Source organism: Salinicola sp. RZ23 (genome assembly GCF_003206675.1).
GTDB lineage: Bacteria > Pseudomonadota > Gammaproteobacteria > Pseudomonadales > Halomonadaceae > Salinicola > Salinicola endophyticus.
The window spans coordinates 226,398-241,500 of sequence record NZ_PZJK01000015.1 but is presented as its reverse complement, the minus strand read 5'-3'; the positions used below and the strand labels follow the sequence as shown (position 1 = coordinate 241,500).

Genomic DNA, 15,103 nt, shown 5'->3' with positions numbered 1-15,103 from the left:
GCAGGGGCTGGAGAAGCGTCCTGGCGCTGGGCGTGGCGCTGATGATGGCGGCCGGCGGCGTGGCCAATGCCACGCCGGTGCCCACCGTACATGCACTGGCGCTCTACGACGATCCAGCGCTGCCGGCGGACTTCGACCACCTGCCCTACGCCAATCCTGATGCACCCAAGGGCGGCACCCTGCGCCGCGCCGCCAACGGCAGCTTCGATTCGACCAATCCGTTCATCATCCAGGGCACCCCCGCCAGCGGGCTCGAGCAGATCTACGACACCCTGATGGCCTCGAGCGCCGACGAACCCTTCACCATGTACGGGCTGCTCGCCGCGGGGGTGCGTCTCGATCCCGACCGCCACTGGATCGAGTTCGACCTGCGCCCGGAGGCACGCTTCCACGACGGCACCCCGGTCACCGCCGCCGACGTGGTATTCAGCTTTCGCCTACTGCGCGACAAGGGCTCGCCCTTCTATCGCGCCTACTATGCCAGCGTCGACTCGGTCACCGCGCTCGACGCGCATCGCGTGCGCTTCGACTTCCCCGACAACGACTCCCGCGAACTGCCGCTGATCCTGGGCCAGCTACCGGTGCTGCCCGAGCACTACTGGCAGGGGCGCGATTTCACTCGTCCCACCCTCGACAAGCTGCTCGGCTCCGGCCCCTACGCCATCGCCGATATCGATCCCGGCCGGCGCATCGTCTATCGGCGGGTCGACGACTACTGGGGGCGCGATCTACCGATCAACCGCGGCCGCTACAATATCGACCGGCTGGTCTACGACTACTACCGCGACCAGTCGGTGGCGCTGGAGGCCTTTCTCGCCGGGGCGCTCGATCTGCGCCTGGAGAGCAGTGCCAAGAACTGGGCTACCGCCTACGACACCCCGGCAGTCAAGGACGGCGCGATCCGCCGGGTGATCGTCCCCGACGGCCAACCCGCCGGCATGCAGGGCTATATCATCAATACCCGCCGCCCGGCACTCTCCGATCCCCGCGTGCGCCACGCGCTCAATCTGGCCTTCGATTTCGACTGGCTCAACCAGCACATCTTCTATGGCGCCTACCGCCGCACCCAGAGCTACTTCCAGAACTCCGAGATGGCCGCCAGCGGCCTGCCCGGCCCGGCTGAGCTGAAGCTGCTGGCCCCCTACCGCGACCAGCTCCCCGCAGCGGTGTTCGACCAGCCGCTGCCGATCGCACAGCCCCAGGGGCTGCGCCCACGCTTGCGCCAGGCCCTCGAGCTGCTGCGTGAGGCGGGCTACGAGGTGCGCGACGGGGTCATGGTCGAGCGCCAGAGCGGACGGCCGCTGAGGCTGGAGTTCCTGCTCTACGACAGCCAGTTCGAACGCATCACCCAGCCCTTCGTGCACAATCTGGCCCGGCTCGGCATCCAGAGCCGTATCCGTGTGGTCGACGTCAACCAGTACCTGAGCCGGCTGCGCCAGTTCCAGTTCGACCTGATCGTCGGCAGCTATCCGCAGTCGGCCAATCCGGGCAACGAACAGCGTGACTTCTGGACCAGCGCCTACGCCGAGACGCCGCAGAGCCGCAATCTTGCCGGGGTCAGCGATCCGGTGGTCGACGCACTGGTCGACGATCTGATTCGAGCCAACAGCCGCAGCGCACTGGATACCGCCGCCCGCGCCCTCGATCGGGTGCTGCGCTGGGGCTTCTATGTGGTACCGCAGTGGAATTTCGACGGCACCCGGGTAGCGCTGTGGGACAAGTTCGGCTATCCGCAGCCGTTCCCGCGCTACACCCCGGATTTCAGCGTGTGGTGGGTCGATCCCCAGCGCGCCCCGGCGATCACCGCGCGTCAGCGCGGGCAGGAGTAGGCGAACCCATGGCCAGCTATGTCCTGCGTCGCCTGCTGCTGATGATTCCCACCCTGCTGGGAATCCTGCTGCTCAATTTCGTGATCGTCCAGGCGGCGCCCGGCGGCCCCATCGACCAGATGATGGCGCGCTTCGAGGGGCTGAGCAGTAACGCCAGCACCGGGCTGGAGGGCGGCGGCGGGGATAGCGTCGGCGGCCAGCGCGGTATGCGTGCGGCGGGGATCGATGACCAGCTGCGCCAGCAGCTGAGCCGGGAGTTCGGCTTCGACAAGCCGGCCTGGGAACGTTTCGCCCTGATGCTGCGCGACTACGCCACCTTCGATCTCGGCGACAGCCTGTTCCGCGGGCGACCGGTACTCGACCTGATCCTCGATCGCCTGCCGGTGTCGATCTCGCTGGGACTGTGGACCACGCTGCTGGTCTACCTGATCTCGATCCCGCTGGGGATTCGCAAGGCGCTACGCCACGGCAGCGCCTTCGACGTCTGGTCGTCGGGGGTGGTGATCGTCGGCTACGCGATTCCCGGCTTTCTGTTCGCGATCCTGTTGATCGTGGTCTTTGCCGGCGGCAGCTATCTCAACTGGTTCCCCTTGCGCGGGCTGACCTCGGCCAATTTCGACGAGCTCTCCCTGCTCGGCAAGGTGCAGGATTACTTCTGGCACATCACCCTGCCAGTGACCGCCTCGGCGATCGGCAGCTTCGCCACCCTCACCATGCTGACCAAGAACAGCTTCCTCGACGAGATCCACAAGCAGTACGTGCTCACCGCTCGCGCCAAGGGTGCTTCCGAACGCCGGGTGCTCTACGGCCACGTCTTCCGCAACGCCATGCTGATCATCATCGCCGGCATGCCGGCGGCACTGATCGGCATCTTCTTCACCGGCTCGCTGCTGATCGAAGTGATCTTCTCGCTCAACGGTCTGGGTCTGCTGGGCTTCGAAGCGGTGATGCAGCGCGACTATCCGCTGATCTTCGGCACCCTCTACCTGTATACCCTGATCGGCCTGCTGCTCAAGCTGATCTCGGATCTCACCTATGTCTGGGTGGATCCGCGTATCGATTTCGCTACCCGAGAGGCGTGATGAGCGACGTGACCCCAACAGTGAGCGCCGAGACGCCGCGCCAGCGCCGCCCGTGGCTCTCCCCGATCGCGCGCCGACGGCTGCAGATCTTCCGCGCCAGCCGTCGCGCGCACGTTTCGCTATGGTTGTTCACACTCCTGTTCGTGGTGAGCCTGGGCGCCGAGCTGATCGCCAATGACAAACCGCTGGTGATGCAGTACCAGGGCGATTGGTACGTGCCTCTGCTGGTGGACTATCCGGAGACCGATTTCGGCGGCTTCCTGCCCACCACCACCGACTACCGAGATCCCTTCGTGCGCAAGCAGATCGAGCGTCACGGCTGGGCACTGTGGCCACCGGTACCGTTCTCCTACCAGACCCTGGATCGCGATATCCAGGGCCCGGTACCCTCGCCGCCCAGCCTCCGGCACTGGCTCGGCACCGACGACCAGGGCCGCGATGTCTTCGCCCGAGTGCTCTACGGCTTCCGCCTCTCGGTCGCCTTTGCCCTCGCCCTGACCGTCGGCTCGATCGTGCTCGGGGTACTGATCGGCGGCGTGCAGGGCTACTACGGCGGCAAGGTGGATCTGTTCGGCCAGCGACTGATCGAAATCTGGTCGGGCCTGCCGGTGCTGTTCCTGCTGATCATCCTCGCCAGCCTGGTCGAACCCAACGTCTGGTGGCTGCTGGGCATCATGCTGCTGTTCTCGTGGCTGGGGCTGGTCGATATCGTGCGCGCCGAGTTCCTGCGCGCGCGCAACCTGGAATACGTGCGCGCAGCACGGGCTCTGGGTCTACCCTCGCGGCTGATCATGTGGCGCCACGTACTGCCCAACGCCATGGTCGCCACCCTCACCTTCATCCCGTTTCTGTTCACCGGCGCCATCACCACGCTCACCGCGCTGGACTTCCTCGGCTTCGGCCTGCCCCCCGGTTCGCCCTCGCTCGGCGAGCTGGTGGCCCAGGGCAAGAACAACCTGCAGGCGCCGTGGCTCGGCATCACTGCCTTTCTCTCTCTCAGCGTGATGCTGTCACTCCTGGTGTTCATCGGTGAGGGCCTGCGCGACGCCTTCGATCCACGGCATATCGTCGGTGCCAGTGCCGCCACCGCCAGCAGCACGAGGGCCTTGCCATGAACCACCCACCGCTGCTGTCGCTCGAGGGAGTGACGGTTCGTGTCGGCGGCTACCAGGCCGTGACCCGCCTCGATCTGGAGGTGGCGCGCGGAGAGACCGTCGCCGTGGTCGGCGAGTCCGGCTCGGGCAAGTCGGTCAGTGCCCTCGGCGCGCTGGGGCTGCTGCCGCCCGGCAGCGAGGTCGGCGGGCAGCGCCATTTCGCCGGCGAGGATCTGGCGCGCCTCACCACGCGCCAGTGGAATGCTCTGCGCGGCGGCCGTATCGGCTTCGTGTTCCAGGAGCCGATGACCTCCCTCAACCCACTGCACACGGTGGGCAAACAGCTACGTGAGAGTCTGCGCTTGCATCAGGGCCTGCGCGGTCAGCGCGCCACGCAGCGCTGCCGCCAGCTACTCGAACAGGTACACTTGCCGCGGGTCGAAGAACTCTTGAAGACGCGCCCGCATCAGCTCTCCGGTGGCCAGCGCCAGCGGGTAATGATCGCCATGGCAATCGCCAACGACCCGCAGCTGCTGATCGCCGACGAACCGACCACCGCACTCGACGTCACCGTACAGCAGGAGATCCTCGCCCTACTCGACGAGCTGCGCCGGGAACACGGCATGGGAATCCTGCTGATCAGCCACGATCTCAACCTGGTGCGCCGCCACGCCGACCGAGTGGTGGTCATGCACCGCGGCCGGGTGGTCGAAAGCGGCCCGACGCCCCGGGTATTCAGTGCGCCCGCAGCGGACTACACGCGTGCACTGCTCGACGCCATCCCAGACGGCACGCCGGCGGCGCTGCCCGCCGACGCGCCCACGCTGCTGGCGGCGCGCCGCCTCGGGGTCGAGTTCCTGCGCCCGAAACCCCTGCTGCGGCCGCGGCCGCCGGCCTTCGTCGCCCTGGAACCGCTCTCGCTCAACCTGCGTCAGGGCGAGACACTGGGCCTGGTGGGCGAGTCCGGCTCGGGCAAGAGCACCCTCGCCGCGGCCCTGATCCGGCTACTACCTGCCCACGGCGAGATCGACTTCGACGGTGAACGTCTCGACCGCCTCAAGGGCAATGCCCTGCGCCAGCGCCGCCCGCAGTTCCAGATCGTGTTCCAGGACCCCTACGGCTCGCTGTCGCCGCGCATGCCGGTCGCCGATATCGTCAGCGAGGGTCTACGCTTCCACCACCCGGCACTGGACGAGGCCACGCTGGCGGCACGTGTCGCCGAGGCGCTGGCCGAGGTCAATCTGCCAGCGGACTGTGCCCAGCGCTATCCCCATGAGTTTTCTGGCGGCCAGCGCCAGCGCATTGCGATCGCCCGAGCGCTGATTCTCAAGCCACGCCTGCTGGTGCTGGATGAGCCCACCTCGGCGCTGGACCGCAGCGTGCAGAAACAGCTGATCGAGCTGCTGCGCGCGGTCCAGGCGCGCCATCACATCAGCTATCTGTTCATCAGCCACGATCTCGCCGTAGTACGCGCCATGGCGCACCAGATCATGGTGCTCAAGGAGGGTCAGGTGGTGGAGAGCGGCGAGTGCATCCGGGTGCTCGATGCCCCGACCAGCGACTACACTCGCGCGCTAATCGCTGCGGCCGCCCTCGATTGATTCGAGGGCGACGCGATCTGAATGACGCTGAGAGGAGGCTATGGCAAACAGACAAGATAACGGTATAAACATGTTATCTAGTTCGCTGGGCACAGGAAGAAACAGCCTAGAACGCCGCAATCTCCTCGGGGCGCAAATGCCGGCACTCTCCAGGTTCGAGCATCGGGTCGAGGCTGAGCGGGCCGATCGCCTCGCGATGCAGCGACGTCAGCGGATAGCCCACCGCCGTCATCATCCGCCGCACCTGGTGATAGCGCCCTTCGGTCACACCGATCAGCACCTCGTGAGGGCCCACCCGCTCGAACGTCGCCGGCCGGGTCGGTTTCTCTTCGCCCTGCAGCGTGATGCCCTTCTCGAACTGCTGCACCACCCTGGCGGCGACACTTTCCGACATCGCCTCGGCGATCTCGCCGCGGTAGCGCTTGACACAGGCTCGGTTGGGCGAGGTCACCCGATGGGTCCACTGACCATCATCGCTGATCAGCAAAAGCCCCGAGGTATCGACATCCAGCCGCCCTACCGGGTGCAGGCGCTCGATCTGCTCGATCTCGATCAGGCTCATCACCGAGGGGTAGTGGGCCGGGCGCAGCGAGCACTCCACCCCGACCGGCTTGTGCAGCATCAGATAGCGCCAGCCGACGCGGGCCAGCGGCTCCCCCTGCCAACGAACGTCCTGGGTATCCGAGACCTGACGCGAGGCATCGCGTACGGTTTCGCCATCGACACTGACCTCCAGCTGGCGCAGCGCACGCTTGGCCTGGCTGCGCGTCAGTTCGGTGGCTTCACTGAGAAATCTGTCCAACCGCATGTATTCGAAATATTCCTTGAGGCGGCGAGCTTAGAGCCAACCGCGATATTTGAAGTAGAGATAGGGCGAGACCCCCGACAGCACCATCAGCCCGATCGCCATCGGATAGCCGAAGCTCCAGTCGAGCTCCGGCATCACTTGGAAGTTCATCCCGTAGATACTGGCGATCATGGTCGGTGGCAGAAACACCACCGAGGCGATCGAGAAGATCTTGATGATCTGGTTCTGCTCGATATTGATGAACCCCTGGGTGGTATCCATCAGGAAGTTGACCTTGTCGGACAGAAACGTGCTGTGCGACATCAGCACCTCGACATCCTGCAGCGCCTCCTTGGCCTGCTCCTGCAGCTCGGCGTGATAGCGCAGGTGGCGAATGAGGAAGTAGAGCGAGCGCTGGGTATCCATCAGACACAGGCGGATCTTGCCCACGCTATCCTCGACCTTGGCCAGCCGATCGATCGCCTCTTCCAGATCCGCGTCCTCGATCTCCAGCACCATGTGGCTGACCTGCTCGAGATCGCGGTGCATGTCTTCGATGCTGTCGGCGAGGTTCTCGACTTTCTGCTCGAACAGCGTGACGATCAGCGACTGCGGCGAGTGCGCCTCGGTCTGGCCACGCCGGGCGCGCAGCCTGAACAGGCGAAAATCGGCCAGGTCGTCCTCGCGCAGCGACAGCAACCGCTGCGACTGGAGAATGAACACCACGGTGTTGGTCTGATGCTTGCCCTCGTTGCGTGACAGAAACAGCGAGTGCACATGCAGGCCGTCGGTATCGGTGAAGAACCGCGCCGAGGATTCGATCTCCTCGATATCGGTGTTGGCCGGCAGTTCGTCGGCGAGAAACGGCTTCAACGCCTCGCGGTCCTCATCATCGAGGTCGTAGGCATCGATCCAGTTGGCCTCCAGCAGGCGTTCGGCGATGGGGCCCTCGCTGAGCTCTTGGAAATCGTTCTGTTCGAGGCGAAAGGTTCGGATCATTGCCCATCCTTACTCATGCAGGTCATCGTCGAAGTCGGTCAACGCAAAGGCATCTGCGTCTCTCCAGGCGGGAAAGGTATCGCGAAACGATGACAGTGACGCTGCCGACAGGGTCACCGTCTCGACGAAGGGTGTCTCGGGTGGGTGATCCACCAGCGGATCGCCCTTGAAGTCCACGGCCAGGGAGTCGCCGCTGTAGCTCAGGCCGTTGCCATCCTCGCCGATACGATTGACGCCGACCACGTAGCTCAAGTTCTCCACCGCCCGGGCCTTTAGTAGTGTACGCCATGGCCGCCGCCGGGGCGCTGGCCAGTTGGCCACGCACAGCAGCAGATCATAGTCGAACGCCTCGCCCTGGGGCGGCTGCTGGCGCAGCCAGACCGGAAAGCGCAGGTCGTAGCAGACCGCGAGCAGAACCCGGAAGCCGCGATACTCGATCACCCGCCGCTGGCCGCCGGCGGCGTAGTGACGCGGCTCCTCCCCCATCCGAAAGAGATGGCGCTTGTCGTAGGTCAGGGTCAGCCCCTCGGGCTCGGCCCATACCATGCGGTTGTAGGCTCGCCCCCCTTCGGTGATCGCCAGGCTGCCGGTGATGGCGCAGCCGCGAGCGCGCGCCTGCTGCTCGAGCCAGGCCAGCGAGGCGCTAGACTCGGCGGGCTCGGCCAGCGCCTCGGCGTTCATGGTGAAGCCGGTCGCGAACATCTCGGGCAGCACGATCAGGTCGGTCTGCGTCGAGTCCAGCGCCCCCATCCGCGTTTCGAGCAGCGCTCGGTTGGCCGCCGGATCCTCCCAATGAAGCTCCGTCTGTATCAGCGTGACGCGCAGGTCGCTCATGGGTATCTCCTTGTTCGTGCCGGAATTCTGGGATCATTTTCGCACCCGAAGCGCGCTGCGGACATGATAGATTACCGGGTCGCCACATCGAACAGCCAGAGACTCACCGCCATGTCAGCCGCCAACCGCCCTGCCACACCACCCGCGACGCCGACGGGGAGCGCTGACGCGCCACGTCGCGAGGCGCGTCGCGGGGTCGGCTTCGGGCTTGCCGCCTACGGCATCTGGGGCTGCTTTCCGCTGTTCTTCGCCCTGTTCGACGGTGTGCCAGCGGGAGAGATACTGATCCACCGAATTCTGTGGTCGTGCCTGTTCCTGGCGCTGGTGATCACCCTGATGCGGCGCTGGGGGCCAGTGCAGGCGGCTTTCCGCCAGCCGCGCCGACTGCTGCCGGTATTGGGTTGCGCGCTGCTGATCGGGCTCAACTGGGGGCTTTACATCTATGCGGTCGAGAGTCAGCACGTGCTTCAGGCCAGCCTGGGCTACTTCATCACCCCGCTGATCAACGTTGCCCTCGGTATGCTGATACTCAAGGAGCGGCTTAGCCGCTGGCAGGGGGTGGCGATCGCCCTGGCCCTGATCGCGATTCTGATCCAGCTCGTGGTGCTGGGCCGTCTGCCCTGGATCAGTCTGGCGCTAGCGGCCAGTTTCGGCACTTACGGGCTGCTGCGCAAGCAGGTGCCTCTCGACGGCCTGTCGGGTCTGTTTGCCGAGACCACCCTACTACTGCCCTTCAGCCTCGCCGCCCTGGCCTGGCTGGTGTCCCGGGACGCCTCGCACTTCGGCATGGCACTGCCCAACACCGCTCTGCTGGTGATCAGCGGCGTGCTCACCACCCTGCCGCTGCTGGCCTTCGCCGGTGCCGCCCGGCGTCTGCGCCTCTCCACCGTGGGCTTTCTGATGTATATCAATCCGACGCTGCAGTTCGCGCTGGCGCTGTGGGTATTCGACGAGCCCTTGTCGCTGACTCAGTTGATCACCTTCGTGCTGATCTGGCTGGGGCTGGCCTGCTATTCGCTCGATGCCTGGCAAGGGCATCGCGCACGCTGACCCCCGCCGCCCCCGGCACGGCCCATCTGTCTGGCCCACTTCTTCGCCCAGCCAAGGCTGCATCGCCAACGCAAAGCGCCCGCCGCTGAAAACAGCGGCGGGCGCCATGGCAGAACCCGGGCAGCGCCAAACGGTGCTAGATCTGCATGCTCATGACATCCTTGTAGGCCGTCACCAGGCGGTTACGCACCTGAACGCCCATCTCGAAGGAGACACTGGCCTTCTGCATATCGATCATGACATCGTTCAGGGCGACGTCGGGATCACCAGCCTGGAACGCCATCGACTGCTGCTTGGCGCTCTGCTGCATCTGATTGATCCGCCCGAGCGAGGCCTGAAGCTCACCGGCAAAACTACCGGGCTGATCGGGAACGGCCGCAGCGCCGGCACTCTGCCCGGCGGCCTGGTTAGACAGCGCCTGCATCTGCTGCAGCGCAGCCTGAATGGCGGGAACACTCATGCGGGTTTCCTGTAACAAGGTTGCCTGATCGATAGCGTCATGACGCCATACGATGGATGGGACGCTCGCAGACTAGCAGCCGGCGCCGCCATGCCATCGCGCTAAATGCGCGCGAAAACAGCGGCTTTTCCCGTCTTCGCGGTTTACGTTCAAACACATAATGGCTGCCATCACACATATGCCCCCGAACCGGGGCCATCCGGTGCTCGCCAGCCGGGCCCCGGTGCGGGATGAGCAGTCCGCGATGCAGGGAACGGAAAAACCGTATGTCGTCGAGTCAAATCACGGTCGCTGAGCGGGGCGCGGCATGAGCACGGCCACGTCGCCCAACGACACTCAGGCAGCCGGCGCGCAGTCAGCACGCGCTGGCGCCGCGCAGAAGCCCGGTCGCGACTGGCTGGGCAAGCTGCAGAGCAACCCGCGTATCCCACTGATCGTCGGCGGCGCCGCCGCGCTGGCGATCGTCGTCGCGTTGCTGCTGTGGGCGCGTTCGCCCGACTACCGCGTGCTCTATTCCACCCTCACTGACGCCGACGGCGGCCGGATCATTACCCAGCTCGACACCATGGGGGTACCCTACCGCTTCAGCGACGGCGGCCAGGCACTGCTGGTACCGGCTGACCAGGTACGTCCGCTACGCCTCAAGCTCGCCGAGCAGGGGCTACCCCAGGCCAGTGGCGTCGGCTTCGAGCTGATGGACAACCAGGCTTTCGGGATCAGCCAGTTCGCCGAACAGGTCAACTACCAGCGCGCCCTGGAGGGCGAACTCGCCCGAACCATCGCTACTCTCGGCAGCGTCGACCGTGCACGGGTGCACCTGGCCATGGCCAAGCCGTCGGTATTCGTGCGCGAAAGCCAGCCTGCCAGCGCCTCCGTGGTGATCGATCTGCAGCCCGGGCGCGTGCTCAGTCCCGGCCAGGTCAACGCCATCGTACACATGGTCTCGAGCAGCGTGCCCGAGCTGGCCACCAATGCGGTCACCGTGATCGACCAGAACGGCGACCTGCTGACCCAGGATCAGGGCGACGGCACGCGGCTCGACGGCACCCAGCTCGACTACGTGCAAAATCTCGAGAAAACCTACGCCAAGCGTATCGAAGCGATCCTCGCCCCGATCGTCGGCGCCAAGAACGTCAAGGCTCAGGTAACCGCCCAGGTCGACTTCGCCCAGCGTGAACAGACCGCGGAGCGCTACGCGCCGAACCAGGCCCCCAACGAAGCCGCGGTACGCAGCGAGCAGAACAGCGCCTCCTATCAGAGCGACGCCGATCTCGCCATGGGCATCCCCGGCGCCCTGAGCAACCAGCCCCCGGGCACGGCGGCATCGCCGATCAACGCACCGGGCACCCAGGCCAATGGCAATGCGGGCAATAACGGCGCCAACGCGGGCAACAACGCCAATAACAACAATGCCAACAACAACGGCAACAATAATGGGGCCAATAACGCAGGCCAGGGCCAGACCACACAGGATACCAACGCCCAGACAGGGCAGATGCGGCGCGACAGCACCATCAACTACGAGGTGGATCGCACCGTCGAACACGTCAAGCAGCACAGCGGTGCCATCGAGCGCCTGTCGGTGGCGGTGGTGGTCAACTACCGCGAGACCACCGGGGATGATGGGCAGCCCAAGGCGGTCGCCCTGAGCGACGCTGAAATGGATCAGATCCGCGGCCTGGTTCGTCAGGCCATGGGCTACTCCCAGACCCGCGGCGACGATCTGGCCGTGGTCAACAGCCCCTTCCAGACCAGCGAGCCCAGCTTCACCCCGCTGCCCTGGTGGCAGACGCCGGAAATCTGGAGCCTGGGCAAGAGCGTGCTGAAGTATCTGCTGGTCGCGCTGGTCGCCATGTTCCTGTGGTTCAAGGTGGTCAAGCCGCTGGTACGGCGTCAGACCCGCGACGCCCAGCCCGCCGCCTTCAACGCACCGTCGGGCGTCTCGGGCGCGGCGGGCGCCGCCAGCTACCAGCAGGTGAGCGAGGCCGGCGACGGCAGCGAGAAGGACGAACCCTCACCCGTCAACGCCACCCGCGAACGCAGCCGGCGTCGCTCCTCCGGCTACGAGCAGGACCTCAAGGATGCGCGTGAGATTGCTCAGGAGGATCCGCGCCTGGTAGCGATGGTGGTCAGAAGCTGGATGGATAAGTCATGACGGAAATGAACGGTGCCCGGCGCGGTGCGATCCTCCTGCTCTCGCTCGACGAGGACAGTGCGGCCGAGGTGTTCAAGTACCTCTCCTCGCGCGAGGTGCAGGAGATCAGTCAGGAGATGGCTCAGCTCGGCCAGGTGTCGCACCAGGACATGGCCGATGTGCTGCGCGATTTTCACAACGAGGCCGAGCAGTTCACGGCCATGAACCTGCACACCAACGACCACATCCGCTCGGTGCTGACCAAGGCGCTCGGCAGCGAGCGCGCCAGCAGCCTGATCGAGGACATCCTGGAGAGCTCCAACACGGCCTCCGGTATCGATTCGCTCAATCTGATGGAAGCTTCGATGGTGTCCGAGCTGATCCGCGACGAGCACCCGCAGATCATCGCCACCATCATGGTCCACCTCGAGCGCGGTCAGGCCGCCGATATCCTGGAGCTGTTCGACGACAAGCTGCGCAATGATGTGATGCTACGCATCGCCACCTTCAGCGGCGTGCAGCCGGCAGCCCTGCAGGAACTGACCGAGGTGCTCAGCTCGATGCTCGACGGTACCAATCTCAAGCGCAGCAAGATGGGTGGCGTGAGAACCGCCGCCGAGATCCTCAACCTGATGAACTCCTCCCAGGAGGAGCAGGCCATCGACGTGGTCCGCTCGCACAGCGAAGATCTGGCCCAGAAGATCATCGACGAGATGTTCCTGTTCGAGAACCTGCTCGACATCGACGACCGCGGCATTCAGCTCATCCTGCGCGAGGTCGAGACCAACTCTCTGGTCATCGCCCTGCGCGGAGCGGAAGAGGCGCTGGTCGACAAGTTTACCCGCAACATGTCCCAGCGCGCGGCCCAGCTCATGCGCGAGGACATGGAGAACCGCGGTCCGGTGCGCCTCTCCCAGGTGGAGAACGAGCAGAAAACGATTCTCGGTGTGGTACGGCGCCTGGCCGACTCCGGCGAGATCGCGCTGAGCGGTGGCGACGATGGCTACGTCTGATCGGCGCCGCGGTCAGCGCCTGGCTGCAGACGGCGAGCACTGGCACCGCTGGCAGATGGGCGACCTCGAGCGCCAGCGACCGGCATCGCGCAGTGACAGCGGCCGCGCCGAGGCCGCCGATCCGCAGCAGCAGCAAGCCAAGGCGGCGGCGCTGCGTGCCGAGGCGGAGCTGGCGCGCAACCAAGGCTACGAATCGGGTTACGCCGAAGGGCACGCCGCGGGCTACCGTGACGGCTATGCCGAAGGTCAGGCGGCCGCCAACGCAGCCGCAGCACTCGAATTTCACAAGCGTGTGTCGCTGCATCTGACGCCGCTCGCCGGTCTCGCCGAGAGCTTCCGCCAAGCGCTGGCGCAGCTCGATGACGAAACCGCCAATCAGTTGGTGGAGCTGGCGCTGATCACCGGCCGTCAGCTGGCCGGCGAATCGCTGGCTGCCAACCCCGAACACATCCTGAGCGTCGTGCGCGAGCTGCTCGAGGCTGACCATAGCCTCAACGGCAAGTCGCGTCTGTGGCTGCATCCGGACGATCTCACCCTGGTCAGCGCGGCGATCGGCGACACCCTCAGCGCCAGCGGCTGGGAGTGCTGCGCCGACCATTCGCTCGAGCGCGGCGGCTGTCGCGTGACCAGCGCCAGCGGCGGGCTGGACGCCAGCCTGGGCACCCAGTGGAAGGCGATCCTCGACCAGCGTCGGCGGCGCCAACCCGCCGCGCCGGACACCGCTGACGACTCCGACACGCCCACGCCTAAAGATGCCGCAGATCCCGATGCGTGAGCCCAACGTCACTGCCGACGAGGTCACCCCCGACAGCGTGACGCGTCACCGGCATCACTGGCAGCAGACGCTGGAGAAAGTGCGCCACCGCGTCGAGGCGCTGTCACACTATCGCCACGAAGGACGCATCATCCGTGCCACCGGGCTGGTACTGGAGGCGGTTGGCCTGCGCCTGCCGCTGGGGAGCGCCTGCCTGATCGAACTCTCGGGCCAGGGCGATGAGCGCTTCGCCGAAGCCGAAGTGGTCGGCTTTGCCGGCGACAAGCTGTTCTTGATGCCACTGGCGGATACCAGTGGACTGCTGCCCGGCGCTCGGGTCCTGGCGCTGAGCGGCAACCGGCTGGATGTCGCCAGCGCACGCCGCTTCCCACTCGGTGAAGGGCTGCTGGGACGTATCGTCGATGGCAACGGGCGCCCGCTCGATACCCGCGGCCCCCTCGACCTCACTCCGCATGCGCCGCTGGAGACGCCACCGATCAACCCCTTGGCCCGGGCACCGATCGACACCGCCATCGACGTCGGCATCCGCGCCATCAACGGCCTGCTGAGCGTCGGCCGCGGTCAGCGCATGGGGCTGTTCGCCGGTTCCGGGGTGGGCAAGAGCGTCCTGCTGGGCATGATGGCGCGCTTCACCAATGCCGATGTCATCGTGGTCGGCCTGATCGGCGAGCGTGGGCGCGAGGTGCAGGACTTCATCGAGAACATTCTCGGCGAAGAGGGGTTGGCACGCGCGGTCGTGGTCGCCGCACCGGCGGACACCTCACCCTTGCAGCGCATGCAGGGGGCCGCCTACGCCACCCGCCTGGCCGAGGATTTCCGCGACCAGGGGCGCAATGTGCTGCTGATCATGGACTCCCTCACCCGCTACGCCATGGCCGCACGCGAGATCGCCCTGGCAATCGGTGAGCCACCGGCGACCAAGGGCTATCCGCCGTCGGTGTTCGCCAAGCTGCCAGGGCTGGTGGAGCGCGCCGGCAACGGCAAGCGCGGCGGCGGCTCGATCACCGCTTTCTATACCGTACTCACCGAGGGCGACGACCAGCAGGACCCCATCGCCGATTCGGCGCGCGCCATCCTCGACGGCCATATCGTGCTTTCCCGCGCCCTCGCCGAGAGCGGCCACTACCCGGCGATCGATATCGAAGCCTCGATCAGCCGCGCCATGCCCGCGGTGGTCAGCGGCAAGCGGCTACGTCAGGCGCAGCGCTTCAAGCAGCTGATCTCGCGCTATCAGCGCAATCGCGACCTGATCAACGTGGGGGCCTATGTCAGCGGCCAGGATCCGCAGCTCGATCGGGCGGTGGCCCTCTACCCACGTCTGGAGGCCTTTCTCCAGCAGGGCATGGACGAAATCTCCGATATGGCGCATACCCTGGCCGAGCTGGACCGCCTGCTGCCCGAGACCGACTAGACCTGAGACCGACTAGGCCAGGATTCGACCCGAG

13 protein-coding genes are annotated in these 15,103 nt (G+C 65.9%); 9 read left to right on the top strand and 4 right to left on the bottom strand.

Annotation, left to right across the window (positions count from 1 at the left end; genetic code table 11):
- Positions 1-41: 41 nt before the first annotated feature.
- From DOM67_RS15895 to DOM67_RS15880, 4 genes are read left to right on the top strand one after another with little or no spacing between them, the layout of a single operon-like run.
- Positions 42-1,829: an extracellular solute-binding protein gene (locus DOM67_RS15895; RefSeq protein ID WP_110678007.1), complete on the top strand. Its 1,788-nt coding sequence runs from the start codon at positions 42-44 to the stop codon at positions 1,827-1,829.
- Between the two features lie 8 nt (positions 1,830-1,837).
- Positions 1,838-2,911, top strand: a complete 1,074-nt coding sequence (gene yejB / locus DOM67_RS15890) for a microcin C ABC transporter permease YejB (RefSeq protein ID WP_110677677.1) — start codon at positions 1,838-1,840, stop codon at positions 2,909-2,911.
- Complete coding sequence (locus DOM67_RS15885; protein ID WP_110677675.1) at positions 2,911-4,026, top strand: ABC transporter permease; 1,116 nt, start codon at positions 2,911-2,913, stop codon at positions 4,024-4,026. Before yejB ends, DOM67_RS15885 begins: the two co-directional genes overlap by 1 nt.
- On the top strand, positions 4,023-5,606 hold the full coding sequence (locus DOM67_RS15880) for a dipeptide ABC transporter ATP-binding protein (protein WP_110677673.1): 1,584 nt from the start codon (positions 4,023-4,025) through the stop codon (positions 5,604-5,606). Before DOM67_RS15885 ends, DOM67_RS15880 begins: the two co-directional genes overlap by 4 nt.
- Positions 5,607-5,712: 106 nt before the next feature.
- Here DOM67_RS15880 and DOM67_RS15875 read toward each other — a convergent pair whose 3' ends face one another.
- From DOM67_RS15875 to DOM67_RS15865, 3 genes are read right to left on the bottom strand one after another with little or no spacing between them, the layout of a single operon-like run.
- Positions 5,713-6,414, bottom strand: a complete 702-nt coding sequence (locus DOM67_RS15875) for a pseudouridine synthase (protein WP_110677671.1) — start codon at positions 6,412-6,414, stop codon at positions 5,713-5,715.
- 30 nt (positions 6,415-6,444) lie between these two features.
- Positions 6,445-7,392, bottom strand: coding sequence for a magnesium/cobalt transporter CorA (gene corA / locus DOM67_RS15870; RefSeq protein WP_110677670.1), 948 nt, complete (start codon positions 7,390-7,392; stop codon positions 6,445-6,447).
- Between the two features lie 9 nt (positions 7,393-7,401).
- Positions 7,402-8,226, bottom strand: coding sequence for an amidohydrolase (locus DOM67_RS15865; protein ID WP_110677668.1), 825 nt, complete (start codon positions 8,224-8,226; stop codon positions 7,402-7,404).
- Positions 8,227-8,337: 111 nt separating this feature from the next.
- On the opposite strand from DOM67_RS15865, the gene rarD reads away from it, so the two are divergent.
- Positions 8,338-9,276, top strand: a complete 939-nt coding sequence (rarD, locus tag DOM67_RS15860; protein ID WP_110677666.1) for an EamA family transporter RarD — start codon at positions 8,338-8,340, stop codon at positions 9,274-9,276.
- Positions 9,277-9,412: 136 nt separating this feature from the next.
- Here rarD and fliE read toward each other — a convergent pair whose 3' ends face one another.
- Positions 9,413-9,736, bottom strand: a complete 324-nt coding sequence (gene fliE / locus DOM67_RS15855) for a flagellar hook-basal body complex protein FliE (RefSeq protein ID WP_110677664.1) — start codon at positions 9,734-9,736, stop codon at positions 9,413-9,415.
- A 307-nt stretch (positions 9,737-10,043) separates the two neighbouring features.
- Here fliE and fliF point away from each other — a divergent pair, with 307 nt between their 5' ends.
- From fliF to fliI, 4 genes are read left to right on the top strand one after another with little or no spacing between them, the layout of a single operon-like run.
- Entirely contained in the window at positions 10,044-11,891 is a 1,848-nt protein-coding gene (fliF, locus tag DOM67_RS15850) for a flagellar basal-body MS-ring/collar protein FliF (protein WP_110677662.1), read from the top strand.
- Positions 11,888-12,883, top strand: coding sequence for a flagellar motor switch protein FliG (gene fliG / locus DOM67_RS15845; protein WP_110677660.1), 996 nt, complete (start codon positions 11,888-11,890; stop codon positions 12,881-12,883). Before fliF ends, fliG begins: the two co-directional genes overlap by 4 nt.
- Positions 12,870-13,658 (top strand): flagellar assembly protein FliH, encoded by a 789-nt coding sequence (locus tag DOM67_RS15840; RefSeq protein WP_110677658.1) that lies wholly within the window; start codon positions 12,870-12,872, stop codon positions 13,656-13,658. The genes fliG and DOM67_RS15840 overlap by 14 nt, the downstream gene beginning before the upstream one ends.
- Positions 13,651-15,069, top strand: coding sequence for a flagellar protein export ATPase FliI (fliI, locus tag DOM67_RS15835; protein WP_110678005.1), 1,419 nt, complete (start codon positions 13,651-13,653; stop codon positions 15,067-15,069). The genes DOM67_RS15840 and fliI overlap by 8 nt, the downstream gene beginning before the upstream one ends.
- The last annotated feature ends 34 nt before the right edge of the window (positions 15,070-15,103 follow it).

Bases quoted from the DNA above. Each gene is read 5' to 3' on its own strand.
- DOM67_RS15895 (WP_110678007.1), top strand. From the start codon at position 42: ATGATGGCGGCCGGCGGCGTGGCCAATGCCACGCCGGTGCCCACCGTA.
- yejB (WP_110677677.1), top strand. From the start codon at position 1,838: ATGGCCAGCTATGTCCTGCGTCGCCTGCTGCTGATGATTCCCACCCTG.
- DOM67_RS15885 (WP_110677675.1), top strand. From the start codon at position 2,911: ATGAGCGACGTGACCCCAACAGTGAGCGCCGAGACGCCGCGCCAGCGC.
- DOM67_RS15880 (WP_110677673.1), top strand. From the start codon at position 4,023: ATGAACCACCCACCGCTGCTGTCGCTCGAGGGAGTGACGGTTCGTGTC.
- DOM67_RS15875 (WP_110677671.1), bottom strand. From the start codon at position 6,414: ATGCGGTTGGACAGATTTCTCAGTGAAGCCACCGAACTGACGCGCAGC.
- corA (WP_110677670.1), bottom strand. From the start codon at position 7,392: ATGATCCGAACCTTTCGCCTCGAACAGAACGATTTCCAAGAGCTCAGC.
- DOM67_RS15865 (WP_110677668.1), bottom strand. From the start codon at position 8,226: ATGAGCGACCTGCGCGTCACGCTGATACAGACGGAGCTTCATTGGGAG.
- rarD (WP_110677666.1), top strand. From the start codon at position 8,338: ATGTCAGCCGCCAACCGCCCTGCCACACCACCCGCGACGCCGACGGGG.
- fliE (WP_110677664.1), bottom strand. From the start codon at position 9,736: ATGAGTGTTCCCGCCATTCAGGCTGCGCTGCAGCAGATGCAGGCGCTG.
- fliF (WP_110677662.1), top strand. From the start codon at position 10,044: ATGAGCACGGCCACGTCGCCCAACGACACTCAGGCAGCCGGCGCGCAG.
- fliG (WP_110677660.1), top strand. From the start codon at position 11,888: ATGACGGAAATGAACGGTGCCCGGCGCGGTGCGATCCTCCTGCTCTCG.
- DOM67_RS15840 (WP_110677658.1), top strand. From the start codon at position 12,870: ATGGCTACGTCTGATCGGCGCCGCGGTCAGCGCCTGGCTGCAGACGGC.
- fliI (WP_110678005.1), top strand. From the start codon at position 13,651: ATGCGTGAGCCCAACGTCACTGCCGACGAGGTCACCCCCGACAGCGTG.